The organism is Streptomyces sp. NPDC059994 (assembly GCF_042737755.1).
Classification (GTDB): domain Bacteria; phylum Actinomycetota; class Actinomycetes; order Streptomycetales; family Streptomycetaceae; genus Streptomyces.
Window position 1 is genome coordinate 14466 of the sequence record NZ_JBHWUR010000096.1, and the last position, 15138, is coordinate 29603.

The window sequence follows — 15138 nt, forward strand, 5'->3', positions numbered from 1 at the left end:
ATGATCAGGTGGCGGAATCCTGGACGATCTGGCTGGTCATCGCCCTGGCGGCGGCGGTCGGCGCCGCCGGGTGGCTGTACGTAGTGGCGCTGCGGGCGCGGCGGCGGCACCGGGCGGCCATCGAGGAGCGCGGCTGGCTCCTTGAGCGGGAGCGCGAGAGCGCGACGCGGACCGCGGTGGACGCCGAGCGGGCCAGGATCGCCGCCGAGCTCCACGACATCGTCAGCCACAACGTGAGCGTCATGGTGGTCCAGGCCGGGGCCGCCCGCGAGGTGCTCGCCACGATGCCCGAGGAGGCGGCGGCCGCGATGAGCGCCGTCGAGACCGCCGGGCGGAACACGATGACCGAGCTGCGGCACCTGCTCGGGCTGCTCGCCCCCGCGCAGAACGGCGACGACGAGCCCTACGACGTGGACCTGTCGCCGCAGCCGAGTATCAGCCGGCTCGGCCCGCTGGTCGACCGGATCGCCTTCGCCGGCCTGCCCGTCGAGATGCGCGTCTCGGGCGAGCCGCGCCCGCTGCCGACCGGGATCGACGTCACCGCCTACCGGATCATCCAGGAGGGCCTGACCAATGCGCTCAAACACGGGGACGGGGCGAAGGCCGAGGTGACGGTGCGGTACGCGGACCACTATCTGCGCGTCGAGGTGCTGAACACCGGACCGAGCGTCCTGGCGGGCGGCGCGCCCGCACCCAAGGAGCCGGGCCGGGGCCCGGCGGACGGAACGGGACGCGGGCTGCTCGGCCTGCGGGAGCGGGTCGCCGTCTACGGCGGCGACCTGGACGCCCGCCGCCGCCTCGGCGGCGGCTACCGCGTCCGCGCCCGTATCCCGCTGGACCGGCCATGACGGCGCCCACCGGGCGCGCCCCGCGCGTCGTGATCGCCGACGACCAGGAGCTGGTGCGCACCGGCTTCCGCCTGATCCTGACCGCGCGCGGCATCGACGTGGTGGGCGAGGCCGGTGACGGCGCCGAGGCCGTGGCCGTCGTGCGCGGGCTGCGGCCCGATGTCGTACTGATGGACATCCGGATGCCCGTCATGGACGGCCTGGAAGCCGCCCGCCGCATCCTCGCGCAGGCCCCGGACTGCCGGGTGATCATGCTGACCACCTTCGACCTCGACCAGTACGTCTACGCCGCCCTCGCCGCCGGGGCCAGCGGCTTCCTGCTCAAGGACGTCACCCCCGCGCATCTGGCCGCCGCCGTACGCCTGGTCGACACCGGCGACGCCCTGCTCGCACCCTCGATCACCCGCCGCCTGGTGGAGCGCTTCGCCTCCGGCGCCCCGGCCACCGGTCCGGGCCCCGCGACGCCGGCCGTCCACCGGGACCTGGCCGCCCTGACGCCGCGCGAGCGCGAGGTGCTGACGCTCATGGGCCGGGGTCTTTCCAATACCGAACTGGCGCGGGAACTGACGCTCAGTGAGGCGACGGTGAAGACCCACGTGGCCCGGATCTTCGCCAAACTGACCCTGCGCGACCGGGCCCAGGCCGTCGTCCTCGCCTACGAGACGGGACTCGTCTCACCGGGCGACTCCGCTGACACCGCCGACCCTCACCGATAGGTGCGCGGAGGCGCTCAGACGGTGGCCACCAGCACGTCCTCCCCGCTCGACGGGCGCAGACCGTCGGTGCGGCCGGCGAAGTAGCGCTCGGCGTGCGAGGCCGCCGAGACGTGGTGGGCGTCCTTGAAGCCGGATTCGCGGGCCAGTCGCAGCATCTCCTGCGGGGCGTAGAAGCTGAGGAACGGCGTGCCGGACGCCCGGGCGCCCTCCTCGCTGGCCCGCAGGCCGGGGCGGTCGGCCTCGTCGACGAGTTCGGCCGGCAGCAGGAACGTCATGGCGAGCGTCGAGCCGGGGGCGAGCGAGGCGATCTGCCGCAGGGTGGCGGCGGTGGCGTCCTTGGTGAGGTACATGGTGACGCCGGTGGAGACGACGACCGCGGGCCGGGAGCTGTCGAAGCCCGCGGCGGCCAGCCGCTCCCACCAGTTCTCGTTCGCCTCGAAGTCGACCGGCACCAGGTGCAGCCACTCGGGGATGTCGTAGCCGAGTTCGGCCAGGCGGCGGCGCTTCCAGGCCTGCGGGCCCGGCTGGTCCACCTCGAAGATCCGCAGGCGGGAGGCGATCTCGGGCCTGCGCTGGGCGAAGGTGTCCAGGCCCGCGCCCAGGATGACGTACTGGGTGACGCCGAGGTCGGCCTGCTCGGTGATCAGGTCCTCGATGAAACGGGCGCGGGCCGCCATGGCCGCACGCAACCCGCTGGTGCGGTGCGGGTCCATGTCCGGGCGCTCGCGCCAGCCGTCGCCGGGGTCCGCGATCCGCAGACCGATCTCGTCCTCGACGACGTGCGGGGCCGGGTCGACCTGAACGTGCATCGCCCGCCACAGGGCGGTCCGTACGGCGGTGTTGTCCGGCGCGGCGATCCGCTCGTCGGCTGTCGCGTCCTTCATGGTGTTCCCCCTCATGGTGTTCCCCCTCCTCCGTTCCTGCGTGTTCAGTTCTTGCCGGGAGCCTGCAGGCTCCACACGCGCCCGTCGGGGTCGCGTACGGTCATCTCCCTGGTCCCGTAATGGGTGTCCTCGAACGGCGTGACCACGTCGAGGTCCTCACCGGGGCGGAAGGCGTCCGCGTCGGCCACCTTCAGCACGATCCGCGTCTGGGGCTCCTGGTCCTCGGGGACCTCGGCGATGAACACGTACGCGCCGTCGCCGTTGCGCAGCAGCGCGGAGTTGTGGTCCGTCGCGAACTCCAGCTCGTAGCCGAGCGTCTGGAAGAACTTCGCCGCCCTGCCCCAGTTGTGGGTCGTCAGGAAGACGGCCTCGATGCCTTCGGTCGCCATTCCTTCGGTCGCCATGTCAGTTCTTCCCCTCGGTCGATTGCCGTCCGGTCCCATGGGCGTCATCGAGATAGGCACGCAGGGCGTCGGCGACCAGCGCCGACAAGGACGTGCCGGACTCGATGGCCTGGTACTTGACCTGCTTGATCAGCGAGATCGGCAGGTACACGTTGAATTGCTTGACTTCCTCATCACCCACGGGACCGATGCTAGCATCCTAGTGATCTAGCAAGCTAGACCTTATGGGACGCCGGATACGGCACGCCCCCGCCCGGCCCGAAGGCCGGACGGGGGCGTGGGACTCTCGGTGGGCTTACCGGTTCCTGGAGTACCAGTCGAAACGGAGGCAGAGCTTGCCGCCGAGCCAGTACTCGATCCAGGGACCGAGGTCCACCGGCTGGCAGTTGACCGGGGAAACGGGCGGCGATACGGACGGCGATACGGACGGCTTCGCCGGAGGCACGACCGGAGTTACGGCTGGGGACACGGCTGGGGGCACGGCTGGGCTCGGCGCGGGCGGGTTCACCGGCGGGGCCACGGGCGGGGTGACCGGCGGCTTCGGTGTCGGCGTCACCGGCAGGGTCACCGGCGGCTTCGGTGTCGGGGTGACAGGCAGGGTTACGGGTGGCGTCACCGGCGGGGTGACCGGCGGCTTCGATGTCGGCGTCACCGGCGGGGTCACCGGCGGCTTCGATGTCGGCGTCACCGGCGGGGTCACCGGCGGGGTCACCGGCGGCTTCGGTGTCGGCTTCGGTGTCGGCGTCACCGGCACCGGCACCGGCACCGGCACCGGCGGGGTAACCGGCGGCTTGGGTGTCGGGGTGACAGGCGGGTTCACGGGCGGCGTCACGGGCGGCTTCGGTGTCGGGGTCACCGGCGGGGCCACCGGCGGCGTCACGGGCGGCTTCGGTGTCGGGGTCACCGGCGGGGCCACCGGCGGCGTCACGGGCGGCTTCGGTGTCGGGGTCACCGGCGGGGCCACCGGCGGCTTCGGTGCCGGGTCCGTGCGGCCGAACAGGGCCGACCGGTACACCCGCGACGCCTCCGGGTTGGCGTCGCACTGCCACACCCCGTGCGGGCAGTAGTCGGTGATGGTGTTGTACAGCGGCTTGTGCGCGTCCATCCATTCCAGCATGCGCCGCATGTATTCGGGGTTGTCGCCGTTGCGGAAAAGCCCCCACTCCGGATAGGAGATCTCCTTTTTGTGCGCGGCGGCGAAGTCCACGTGCTGCTGCAGGCCGTACGGTTCCTTGACCTGTTCGTCGAAGTTCTGGCCCGGCGGCTGGTCGTAGGAGTCCATGCCGATGACGTCCACGACGTCGTCACCGGGATAGCATTCCGTCCACGGTACGTCCTCCCGTCCCCGGCTCGGCGCGAAATCGAAGCGGAATTTCTGGCCGGGCACCGAGCGCATCGCGGTGACGGCGAGCCGCCAGTATGTCTTCCAGGCCTCCGGGTCGGGCCCGCAGCGATGGGTGTACGTGGTGCCGTTCATCTCCCAGCCGAGCACGATGACCGTGTCCGGGATGTTCAGCGCGACCAGGCGTTCGGCGAGTTTCCTGAAGTGCTCGTCGAAACGGCCCTCCTGGCCCTGCCTCAGCAGTCTGCGGACCCCGTTGTCCGAGACGCCTTCCTCGTTGTGGGCCTGCATCGGCACATTGAGCACGAAAAGCCGGTCGGCGCGCTGGCGCCGCCAGCGGGCCCAGCTCTCCAGGAAGTGCGCACGGCCCTCGATATCGCTCCAGGTCCCCCCGGGCAGATAGGTGTGACCCACCCTCAGATCGGCTCCCCCCAGCCATTTCTCCAGCTCCCCGATCCGCTGCACGCCCCGGTCGTCGGACTCCAGGAACGCACCGAACCAGGTGGTGGAGGAATGCTTCGGGCCCGGCTCGGCGCCGCCCACGGGCCCAGGGTCGCGTCCCGGCGGGGAAATGGCGAGACACGAGGCGAGGGCACCGGCCGCCACAATCGCGCACGCCGCTTTGTAGGCTGCCGTGGCCGACCGGCTTTTCCGCCGGTGTTGTCCGTTGCGGTACTTCCCCTGACGCATGTCCACTCCTCCACGACGGATCCCCCATACCCTATATACCCAGTTGGAAAATATTCTCATTACGCTGATCGGGAAGATAATCAGTTGGATACGTGGATCCCCCAATTGGGGTACGCACACAGCGACCGGCACCGGGATCGGCATCGGCATCGGCATCGGCATCCGGGGAAAGGACACCGCCCGGATGCCGCCGAAAACGCGCGCGTGATGTACGAGTACGACCTGATCGTCGTCGGCGCGGGCCCCTACGGTCGCTCGATCGCCGCCCACGCCACCGCCGCGGGCCTCCACCTGCGCCTCCTGGGCCGCCGCACCCAGCGGGCTGCGCTCCCGGTGGACGAACGCAAGGTGACCGCGGTCCGCCCGTACGGCCGCGACGGCTTCGAGGTGGTGACCGCCGACGGCGAGAGCATGCGCACGCGGACGGTGGCACTGGCCCTGGGACCCAACCCGCTCACCGAACCGGCCCTCCCCGCAAGGGAGTTCCCTCCCCACTCCCCCTGCGGCGAGGCCGACCGCGCAGGTCCCGCCCCAGCCCGCCACAAACGGTTCTACGCCGCCCACCCGGCCCTGTTCCGCCGCCTCCCCACCTTCGTACGCGTCCTCCTGACCGACCGGCCGACCGGCCCCATGAGCGGTGGTACCACCCGCTACCGCGCGAGCACCGACCGCGTCACGGTGCTGTCGATGCCGGTACGCCGCCGCCTCAGCCGCACCCCTGACGCGCCCCCCTGGGTGGACACCCGCTTCGAATCCGCCCACCCGGGGCTGTTCTTCGCGGGCCTGCTCACCGCGGCGTTCTTCGGCCCGGCGATACGGTCCGCGCACGGGGCGGAGTTCACGGCCCGGCGGGTGCTCAAGGGAGTCCGCAGACGGCTGGGCACGCGACCGCGCTAGTGTCCCTGGCCAGCGCCGGAACGAAGCAGGCCGCCATCGGCCCGGCCACCGGCATCGCCGCTCTGGCCCTCGGCCTGGCCGCGCACCTGACCGCGTAGCGCGAAAAGCCGCAGCCCAGGCTCGGCCTGACCGCCGCTCATCGCGGGCCATCCGCGCATCCCCGCGCGCCTGGCCGCGGCCGTCGTCGTCGTCGCCAACACGCTCCCGTGCGCGGCGCTCGTCGTCCTCGCGTTCACGGACGTCATCCCGCTCCACGGCGGCCGGCACCGCGTTCGGGCTCATCGGCGCGCTGGTCGTCGCGGTCTTCGCCGAGTCCGAGGCCGAGTTCGTCGGCTGCCGCAGGAGTTACGGGCCGCGGGCACTGGGCCCCGCCCGTGTGAAGTCCTCGCCGATCGGGTGAACGCGGGCGGGGCCGGCGCGGGCGAGGCTGGCGCGGCCCGTGTGGTGCACTCAAAGGTGCGTGAACGGCGCCCGTCCGCCAGCCGTCGGCTCTTCCTTGCCGTGGGCGAGCGCCCCTGATGTGACGGTACGTCACCGTCCCCCGGCGGGAGAGCGCCCTCCGGCTCTCCCGGCCTCCTCCAGCCCGCTCGTACGGTCAGCGGCGGGCGGACGCCGCGGCCGTGCCCCTGCGGTAGAGAATCCCGCCGCATGAGGCCGCCGTAGGTGTTTGCCATCGCAGCGACGGTCTCGGCTGCTGCATCGAAGCCGCGTTTGTAGTCGACGGTGAAGCTCTCCTCCAATTCCAGGGCCTGGAAATCACGGAGCATCTCGGTGTCGATAGCGTCAACGGGAGCGCTGAAAAGGGGATGTGCGAGGCTCGGCATGGTGCTCAGCATGACGCTCGTGCTGTTCCCGTACACACCGTTTCCGCAGTTCGTGCTGCCAGAAGTCCACCGGACGTCAGGACAGTGAGGGTTTCTCATAGGTGAACGCGGACGGTCCAGCTGGAGCAGTCGAGACGTTGGAGTTCACCGTCAACCTCGACGCTGTGGCGTGGGTCCTGCTGGAGAACCGGCCCACCAAGCAGCTGGAGGCCAAGTTGGGGAAGATCGAGCAAGCGGTACGTGCACTGAGGCCGGAGAATCACCCGTCGTCCCCTACGGGGACGCACCCTGTACGACTGGGGCGGCAACGACAGAGTTCTGCGCAATCAGGAGCTGCTCGAACCGGCGGGGCCGGTGCGGTCGGCGGCGCGCTGGCGGATGACATTCGGCAGCAGGCGGGAGCTGGCGGCGGGGATGAGGAACAGCCCGGCCATGCCCAGACCGGTGACCCACAGGCTCAACAGCCCGATTGACACCGACGGGTCATCACCCGCTGCCAGGCCGCAGAACACCGACGCCACGGCGGTGAACATCAGCGTCACGGCGTTCCACGGCTGCCGCAGCCGAGGGCTTCACCCGCGCCACCATGCTGGTCCACCACACTGTGCGGCGCCGTGGCCGAATGAGGTCGCCGCGGCAGCGTGAACACTGCGGCAGTCGGTCGGAGACCCTGAGCAGTTCCATGGCCAGCCTCCCTTGCTCTGGACGTGGCCCTCCACCCAGGACGCGCTGACCTGCGCCCTCAACCCCCTCGACCGGCAAGGAAGCTCGTCCGGTCATCGGCCTCTGTCCACAGGCCGGTGCGGCTGTGCTTGATCGGTGACGGCGGCCTCGGTGAGCCAGTCCGCCGCAGTCCGTCGCAGTCAGCTGGTCGACGAGGTGCTGGAGCTCGTGCCGGTCACCGGCCTGCCCTCGCTCGTATACGGAAGGAAGCACCCACCGCCGCGAGACCCCGAACACCCCAGCCGCCTGCCCGTACGCGCGCACCGTCCCAGACTCCAACGCGGCCACCACCCGCAGCCCCACCCCAGCCGGCCTCAGCCGACGCACATCCTCGACCGCGGTCACACCTCACCAGCGACCGGACAACCCGACAGTCCCGGCTCGATACTTCAGCAGTCCGTGACGGCCAATCTCCTTTTCACACTACACACCAGTATCGTGAAATGACATATGGAGACTGAATGGATGAACCCTGCCGCCACAGCTACTGTAAATTGGTTGTCTTGGTTTGGCGGCTGCTATAAATGCAATCTCCAGGCGGGAGCAATCCGCCTGCAGTGCATGAGGAAAGGAAATCGCATGTCTGCCGTTAACTTTGAGGAGATCAACAACCTCGCGGGCGAACTGCTGCCCGAGCGGGCCGTGCTCTCCGCCTTTGGCGGTGGCGGCTACGGCGGCGGCGACGGCGACGCAACCGTCGTGTCGACCTGCACGACCCAGAGCACCTCTCCGGCGCTCGTCGCCGGCCTGCCGGTCGGCACGCAGCAGATCACCCAGACCTGCACCCCGTCGACGGTGACCCACTGAGGTAACCCCTTGGTGACAGGCGTTCACCATCGGTCGGGGAAGGGCTGACGCTTTCGTCAGCGCTTCCCCGACCTTCGTATGGAGCCCAGCGACGTGTGCTTCAGCCGAACCTTGCACATCGTTCCGAGGGCGCGACCACCCCTGTTGTCACGGGTCTCCGTCCTGGGAACAACAGGAGGCCAGTCACGTGTTGCGAGCACGACTGAGGTGAGGGCTCAGGGGCGTTTCAAAGTCGCGGTGATCATGTAGACCGGCTGGTCGGGGGATGTTCAGCAGGTCCAGCGGCCGGTTGAAGGGGTCGTAGGCGGCGTGGCGGAGGCCGGCGGCGATGTTGGTGTGTCCGTGTTGCCAAAGCGTGTTGATCGCCGGGTTGCGCATGGTGGCCATGTTCTCGGGCCCGTGGCCGGTACGGGTCTTCGAGGTGTCCTCGCCGAAGGTGTTGTCGCGGACGGAGTGGAGCCGGTTCTCGATGGTCCACTGTGACGTGACGAGCTGACCGAGCCGCCGGGGCGAGGCTTGTTGCGAGGTCGGGTCCGTGATCGCGTTGAGGGTCCGGCGGCTGCACTTTCCGCTTTTGAGGTCGGTTCGGTGACGCAGGACACGCACGGCCTGGACGGCATGAGGGAAGTCCAGGCCGAGGCCGGTGACAGTGAGGGCCCTGGTCACACGGGTCTGCTTGCGGCCGTGGCTCACCTGGCGGTCGTAGCGCCGCGCGGTGACCTCCTTCCACGGCAGCGACCGGAACCCGCGGTGCAGACCAGGCTGGTTGGCCTTGACCACCAGCAGGCAGTGCGCCTTCTTCTCTTCCACCAGGTAGCGCGCGTGGTCGCGCTGCGTGTGCAGAGCATCGGCCGTGACGGTGACCCCGGTCAGGTCGTAGGGCTCCAACAGCGCGGCGCAGCACGTGATTTCGTTGCGCGACACGCACCCCCAACGCGCCCACCACACGGGCACCCAGCCGAACCAGAGCGTGCTGCGGTGCGCTCACGGACCACTGACCGATCGCCGCGTACGAGCGAGCGCCGGCGACCACCGCCGAGGCGGCAACCAGCAGCACTTCCACGAACGGGTGACGCACCCCGCGCCGCCCTGCCCTCGAACGCCTCGCACTCCTGCCGAACCCCGGCTGAGCAGCAATTCACCGGCCCCTACAAGAAGAGCACCCAGTCCGGAGCAGTGGAACCCAGCGTTCACCCGAGACGACACCCGGGCCATCGGCCATGCCCGCCCTTGGCCCACCGATAACGAAATAGGCCGCCGATCCCGTCGGCGGCCCACCACGAAAGATCGAGGTAGCGACAAATGATTCATCTGATGAATAGCTCATTCGGCACATATTGAGCCGAACTCCTCGGTTGCCTGGTCGTTGGTCGGGTGTGATCGAGGGTGGGGATATGCGCCGGCTGTCGCCGGATGCGCAGGAGGATCTTCGGCTGCGGGTGGTTGCGGCGCTGGAGTCGGGGCGGGTGGTGACATACGGCCGGGCCGCGGAGTTGTTCGGCGTCTCCGGTCGGTGGGCACCTGGTGGCGGGCCTTCAAGGCCGGCGGCAGGCCGGCGCTACTGGCGGCCGAGCGTGAATCGCGGGCGGGGAAAGGCGAGTTACTCGATGACTCCCCTCGTGGTGCGGCGTTGCGGGCGATGCGGGACTACACCCCGGCCGACCTGGGGCAGAGCGGGGTGATGTGGACCCGTGCCTCGACGAGGGCTTTGATCCGGCTGGTGTGCGGGGTGTCGATGACGGAACAGGGGGTGGGGTAAATGGCTGCGCCGACACGGCTTCACCCCGCAGCGTCCCACCCGTCGCTCCTACCGGCAGCAGGACGAACAGGTGCGGGCCTGGCTGGAGGAGAAGTATCCGGCGATCGCCGCGCGGGCCAAGCGGGAGAAAGCCGAGCTGGTCTGGGCTGATCAGTGCGGCCTGCGGTCCGACACAGCGCCGCCCGGACGCTCCTGGGCCCCGGCCGGGCGCACCCCGATCGTGCGGGTCAACGGCCGACGCTTCAAGGTCAACATCATGTCGGCAGTCGCTTCGCGGGGCGCGCTGTGGTTCACCGTCTTCCCGGAGAAGTTCACCGCGGACGTGCTCTCCGCCTTCGGCGGAGGTTACGGCGGCGGCCACGACCGCGGTTACGGCGGCGGCCACGGCGGCGTCACTGTCGTGTCGAGCTGCGCGACCCAGAGCACCTCCCCGGCGCTCGTCCTGGGCCTGCCGGTCGGCACGCAGCAGATCACCCAGATCTGCACCCCGTCGACGGTGACCCACTGAGGTAATCCTTTGGTGACAAGGTCACCAAAGGTCGGGGGCGCCGCCGCCTCACGCCACAGCCGGATCCGATTCGCCGTCTGCGACCCACTCTGTCCCGCCGCCGGCATCAGACCGGCCTTCCACCGGCGCACCTGCTTCCCCGCCTACGACAGGGTCGGTCAAATGAACGGCCCTGTCTCACATTCGGTGGTGACGGAAAGTGCTGATATCCGAGGAGGATGCGGCGGCGTAGGAGGGTGAAGCCTGCTCGTCCGTGTATCTGGCGCGCGATCCGTTTGGTCTTGGTATTGACGCCTTCGGTGGGGCCGTTGCTGTAGGGAAGTGTGAGGCCGGCGATCACGGCGTCGAGGTCTCGCTCCAGGCCCGGGTGTATCCCACGGCGAGCAGGGCGGCGCTGACGCAGCAAAGCAAGGTCGTCTCGCTCGACTGGTATCTCAACGACACCCAAGGGAGAGACTTGGCCGGCGTGCATGCGCAGGGCGAGCCCCAGCTGTCCGCGGCCGTCGTGGCCATGTGTGACAACCTCGACGCCGTGCCCAGCCGCGAGGGTGTCCAGGAAGGGGCGGTCAGGCACCTCCTGCGCGAGATGCGCGCCGACTCTCCACAGCCCTGGTTCGCCTGCTTCCTCAGTCGCTTTCGCGAGCAAGTGCAGCTCACGCACCAAGATCTCGGGATCCCCGCAGCGGGGGTCGTGCCATCGATGTTCGGATACATCCAGCAGCGGATCCTGACTTCCGGCATGGTCTACATGACCTCGTTGCTGGAGTTCGGCCTCGACACCTACCTCAGCGACCTCTACCGCGATCCCGACAACCTGGTCTCCGCCCTCGACCGTCTTCTGTTCCTGACGGCGGCCATCCCGTCTCTCGGAAACGACGTCGTGTCCTTCGAAAAGGAGGTCATCGACCTCGGGTCCAGTAACAACCTCATCACCGTCCTTGCCCTGAACCGCCCAGGGACCAGCCTGCTCGACGCGATCACGGCCAGCGGCTACATCGTCGCCGACATGATCCAGGAGTTCGTCACCCTCTCCTCGCACGTCGCCTGCCTCGCCGAGGATCTGCGCCCACGAGACGAGCACAGGGCCTGCGCCATCCTGCGCTACCTCGGCGGCCTCGACGCGGTGATGAAAAGCCAATGGAACTTCCACGCAGTCAGCCTCCGCTACCGGTACCCGAAGTCCCTCTGGAGGGAGATGGCCGTGGACGAGGCGGTTACCGCCCGACACGCAGAGGCTGCGCTGCAAGCTCACCCGACCCGACCCGACCGACAAGGTGACTCCCGCGGTACCCCCTCGCCCAGGCCCTGACGCGGCCGAACGTCCTTGGCCGACTGCGCGGCCGGGAGCCCGGACACAGGCCCAAGCCAGCGCAAGGAGCACCCTCTCCTCACTGTCTGGGACGCTCCCAGACCAACCACACCAAACAGGAAGTCACCCAGGCCGGTGCCTTCCTCGCATGACTCGCCAGCCACGGCCGCGCCATCGGGCAGTGCCAGCAGGCCGACATCGACGCCTGGCACACCGAGAGCCTGGCCACCCGCCGTCCGTCGCAGTCACCTCCGGGTCCCACACCAGGACCTCACCATCGAGGACCACCCCGTACGGCAGCTGCTCCGCCGCCGCGACGAGATCGGGAAACGTGCCTTGGCCCAGGGCGCCGAGGCGGGTCTGGAGCAGCACCCGGCCGCCGGAACCGACCGGGGTGAAAATCAGCATCAGGTGCCCGTCGAATTTCTGCTCGTAGGCCACCGGCGAAGCGTGCGGGCGCGCGGGCGGGATCGCACGGCGGCCTGCGCCAGCATCGGCTCAACCGGCGGGTAAGCCTCTCTCGTCATCCCCTCCTCCCACGGGTCCGCCGCCACAGACGTACGCGGCGGTCCACAGTCTTAACGGCCAGGATCACGTGAGGGCGCGCCCGTTCCTGCTCAGGCTCGACAAGAGCACACAGCCGCTTGGGCTCCCCTGTTTTTGACAGGGCGAACGGGAGCCACCCGGGCAATGGGAACGGGAGCCACGTTGCTCTGTCCGTGAAGGGGATGGGCAACGCCGCAGGTCTGTGATCGGCAACGAGAATGGGAGCCACTGAGGCCAGGGGCATTGCGTGATTGGGATCGGTCCGGTTCGCCGGTCTCGTGGGTGACGTGGCGTCATGTCCGTTGTGCGGCAAGAGACCCCGGGGAGCAGAGCAGGCACGGTCCTGGTGATCATGTGGTTGTCGAGACCCATGAGAACCGAGCGAACGCGTCTACCTGATCACCAGCCTGAGCGTCTTCGACGCCACCTGCACTGAACTCGCCACCTGGATCAGAGGCCACTGGGGCATCGAGAACCTCCTGCACCACGTCCGGGACCGCACGTTCCGCGAGGACGACTCCAAGGTCCGCACCGGCACCCTGCCCCGCGCCATGGCTTCCCTGCGCAACCTTGCCATCAGCGTCTTCCGCCAGGACGGCCAGACCAACATCGCCGCCGCCCTCCGCCACACCGGCCGCGACTACCTCCGGCCCCTACGAACCCTCGGCCTCACGTGACGAACCCGGACAGATCCCGATCACGCAATGACCCTGACCGTCTTACCGGAAATGTGCACAGGACGACGGCGCATGCCAGCCGGTGAACGATGTCGGAAGGCCGTGTGCGGGAGAACTGCATGCACGGTTTGAAGCGGCGGGGACTGGAAACGGAGCGTAGACCACCACGCCAGTCCCCGACCCCACTCAGACGCCCCAGCCGTGGGCGTCGTGTGTCGCGAGCTCCCGCCAGAACGTCGGCTCGATTTGCGCTGTTACTCCCGCGGCTTCGAACATCGGCTGGATCTCCGACCCCTGGTCCTGGAAGAACGACTCGAAGCTCTGCCGGTCAGGCCACTCGTCGAGCACCATCAGACTGCCGCCGTCATGGGAGCCGTAGAAGCGGTGCGCGATGAGGCCATGACGCTTCGCCTCTTCGAGGACACCCCGCATCTTCGCCGTGTTGTCCGAGGCGTACTGCTCCATCGCCTTCGGATCGCCGGCGACCTCCAACGTCATGATCACAGACATAGCTCCTCCTCTCACCCGCGCGCTCGTACGGAGCGCGCTCTTATGTGGATAATTGCCACAAATACTCCCCGGCTGGCTCAGGCTCGCCGAACTCGCGGTGAAGTCGAACCCCGGAATCAGGACATCCAAGGGCCCCTTGGGAACGAGGCTCTCACCACCCGGGTCGTCAGCTCAGGCACCCCACCATCCGCCCCTCGGCCTCACATGACGAACCCGGACAGATCCCGATCACGCAATGACCCTGCCACTGAGGCGCCCTGCGTTTCTCGGACAGGGGTTTTGCGGGATGTCTATGCCGTGGCCTGCAACTCTTCGTACTCTGCGTGGACTTCTGCGGGGGTTCGGTAGCCGAGTGCGGAGTGGAGACGTCTGTGATTTCAGAACATCTCAATGTATCGGACGATCGCCCGGTGAGCATGTGCACGCGTGGGGAACGAAGTTCGGTGCACGAGCTCGTTTTTCAGGGCGCCGAAGAATGACTCGGCCATGACATGTCCCAGCAGACCCCGGTGCGGCCGACTGATGCCCTGAGTCCCAACTAACGGAGTTTCCCCCGGAGTTCCCGGGAAGTGTATTGACTGCCGCGATCCGAATGAAATATGCAGCCATCGGCGAGGTTGGTGTTCCGTGCTGCCGTGTCGAGCGCATCCGAGATGAGTGAGGCCGTCATATGGTCGGCCATCGCCCAGCCGATCACGGCCCTGGTACGACAGTCGATAACCGTCGCAAGATAGAGAAACCCGGCCCAGGTGTGGATATACGTGATATCGCTGACCAGTTTGCGGCCGGGTACATCCGCGGTGAAGTCCCGGGCCACCAGGTCGGGTGTGGTCGGCGCCATGTCATCGGCGACGGTGGTCAGCCGCCAGGGCCGTGGCTGGCACGGGACCAGGCCCAGCTCGCGCATCCGAGCGCGTACCAGCTCCTGTCCGGCCTGCACGTTCATGCGTTTCAGGGCGGCGTGGACGCGCCGGTAGCCGTAGGTCTCCTGCGAGTCGAAGAAGATGTGACGGATGACTTCCCAGAGTTTCTGTGCGGCGCTCGGCGGTGGCCGACAACGGCCTCGAACGCCAGTGGTAGAAACCCGACGTGGAGACACCTGCCCAGGCACACATCCGCTGTACCGGATAGGTTCCGGACTCGCCATCGATGAACTCGCACTTCTCCGTCACCGGTATTCCTGGGCGAAGAAGGCCGCCGCTTTTCCCAAAAACTCGGTCTTCATCCGCAGTTCACGGTTCTCCCGTTCCAGCTCGCGCAGGCGAGCGCGTTCGCTGATGTTCAGGGGCGGTTCCTCGCCGGCATGCTCCTGCCGGTAGCGGCTGACCCAGGTACCCAGAGTCCCCTCGTTCACCTGGATTTCCCGCGCGACCTCAGCGATCGGCCGGGACTCCACGACCACCATCTTGACCGCCTCGTCCCTGAATTCGGGACTGAACTTCATACGCTTCGATGTCACGTGCTCTCTGCACCGTTCCGGACGTCGACCCTATCGGGGACCACTGTCCGAGAACATCGAGGCGGCTCAATGTCTTCCTCGGCACCGCCACCGCTGCGGCCCTCGTCATCTGGCTGCGAACATGATCGGCCGGACAAGACCTAGTATTGCAGCCGCAGTTGACGTGACTGCCCGCGAGCCGCTCGTTGCGCCAGTCATGGGTGGGGATGTCACGGTTGACGAGGTGCACGGCTGG

General features: G+C 68.4%; 13 protein-coding genes and 4 pseudogenes. 8 read left to right on the top strand and 9 right to left on the bottom strand.

Annotated features, from left to right (window positions below):
* The first annotated feature begins 8 nt into the window (after positions 1-8).
* Complete coding sequence (locus tag ACFWA7_RS31820) at positions 9-848, top strand: sensor histidine kinase (RefSeq protein WP_385543328.1); 840 nt, start codon at positions 9-11, stop codon at positions 846-848.
* Positions 845-1564: a response regulator gene (locus ACFWA7_RS31825; RefSeq protein WP_385543325.1), complete on the top strand. Its 720-nt coding sequence runs from the start codon at positions 845-847 to the stop codon at positions 1562-1564. The genes ACFWA7_RS31820 and ACFWA7_RS31825 overlap by 4 nt, the downstream gene beginning before the upstream one ends.
* Positions 1565-1578: 14 nt before the next feature.
* On the opposite strand, the gene ACFWA7_RS31830 is transcribed toward ACFWA7_RS31825, so the two are convergent.
* The 4 genes and pseudogenes from ACFWA7_RS31830 to ACFWA7_RS31845 form a co-directional block, all read right to left on the bottom strand.
* Positions 1579-2448, bottom strand: coding sequence for a class I SAM-dependent methyltransferase (locus tag ACFWA7_RS31830; RefSeq protein WP_385826577.1), 870 nt, complete (start codon positions 2446-2448; stop codon positions 1579-1581).
* 44 nt (positions 2449-2492) lie between these two features.
* Positions 2493-2837, bottom strand: coding sequence for a VOC family protein (locus ACFWA7_RS31835; protein ID WP_385826579.1), 345 nt, complete (start codon positions 2835-2837; stop codon positions 2493-2495).
* 16 nt (positions 2838-2853) lie between these two features.
* Complete coding sequence (locus ACFWA7_RS31840; RefSeq protein WP_385543322.1) at positions 2854-3033, bottom strand: CopG family transcriptional regulator; 180 nt, start codon at positions 3031-3033, stop codon at positions 2854-2856.
* 672 nt (positions 3034-3705) lie between these two features.
* Positions 3706-4884, bottom strand: a pseudogene (locus ACFWA7_RS31845) (glycoside hydrolase family 26 protein); the annotation flags it as partial.
* 204 nt (positions 4885-5088) lie between these two features.
* On the opposite strand from ACFWA7_RS31845, the gene ACFWA7_RS31850 reads away from it, so the two are divergent.
* Positions 5089-5781: a hypothetical protein gene (locus ACFWA7_RS31850; protein ID WP_385826571.1), complete on the top strand. Its 693-nt coding sequence runs from the start codon at positions 5089-5091 to the stop codon at positions 5779-5781.
* A gap of 1150 nt (positions 5782-6931) precedes the next feature.
* On the opposite strand, the gene ACFWA7_RS31855 is transcribed toward ACFWA7_RS31850, so the two are convergent.
* Entirely contained in the window at positions 6932-7147 is a 216-nt protein-coding gene (locus ACFWA7_RS31855; RefSeq protein ID WP_385826573.1) for a hypothetical protein, read from the bottom strand.
* Between the two features lie 760 nt (positions 7148-7907).
* Here ACFWA7_RS31855 and ACFWA7_RS31860 point away from each other — a divergent pair.
* Positions 7908-8135 carry a hypothetical protein gene (locus ACFWA7_RS31860; RefSeq protein WP_385543313.1) on the top strand — a complete coding sequence of 76 codons (228 nt, stop codon included), beginning with the start codon at positions 7908-7910 and terminating at the stop codon, positions 8133-8135.
* A gap of 183 nt (positions 8136-8318) precedes the next feature.
* On the opposite strand, the gene ACFWA7_RS31865 is transcribed toward ACFWA7_RS31860, so the two are convergent.
* A complete protein-coding gene (locus tag ACFWA7_RS31865; RefSeq protein ID WP_385826575.1) occupies positions 8319-9089 on the bottom strand; it encodes an ISAs1 family transposase in 771 nt (256 codons plus the stop codon).
* Positions 9090-9892: 803 nt separating this feature from the next.
* On the opposite strand from ACFWA7_RS31865, the pseudogene ACFWA7_RS31870 reads away from it, so the two are divergent.
* Positions 9893-9973, top strand: a pseudogene (locus ACFWA7_RS31870) (winged helix-turn-helix domain-containing protein); the annotation flags it as partial.
* Complete coding sequence (locus ACFWA7_RS31875) at positions 9965-10402, top strand: transposase (protein ID WP_385826581.1); 438 nt, start codon at positions 9965-9967, stop codon at positions 10400-10402. The pseudogene ACFWA7_RS31870 and the gene ACFWA7_RS31875, both read left to right, overlap by 9 nt.
* A 208-nt stretch (positions 10403-10610) precedes the next feature.
* Here ACFWA7_RS31875 and ACFWA7_RS31880 read toward each other — a convergent pair.
* Positions 10611-10766: pseudogene (locus ACFWA7_RS31880) on the bottom strand (ISL3 family transposase); the annotation flags it as partial.
* Positions 10767-10868: 102 nt separating this feature from the next.
* On the opposite strand from ACFWA7_RS31880, the gene ACFWA7_RS31885 reads away from it, so the two are divergent.
* Positions 10869-11711 (top strand): terpene synthase family protein, encoded by an 843-nt coding sequence (locus ACFWA7_RS31885; protein ID WP_385826583.1) that lies wholly within the window; start codon positions 10869-10871, stop codon positions 11709-11711.
* Positions 11712-12808: 1097 nt separating this feature from the next.
* The gene (locus ACFWA7_RS31890; protein WP_366078023.1) at positions 12809-12934 is read left to right on the top strand and encodes a hypothetical protein; all 126 of its coding nucleotides are present in this window, start codon (positions 12809-12811) and stop codon (positions 12932-12934) included.
* 186 nt (positions 12935-13120) lie between these two features.
* Here the strand turns inward: ACFWA7_RS31890 and ACFWA7_RS31895 are convergent, their stop codons facing one another.
* Entirely contained in the window at positions 13121-13444 is a 324-nt protein-coding gene (locus ACFWA7_RS31895; RefSeq protein WP_385543291.1) for a hypothetical protein, read from the bottom strand.
* 290 nt (positions 13445-13734) lie between these two features.
* A pseudogene (locus ACFWA7_RS31900) lies at positions 13735-14903 on the bottom strand (IS3 family transposase).
* Between the last annotated feature and the right edge of the window lie 235 nt (positions 14904-15138).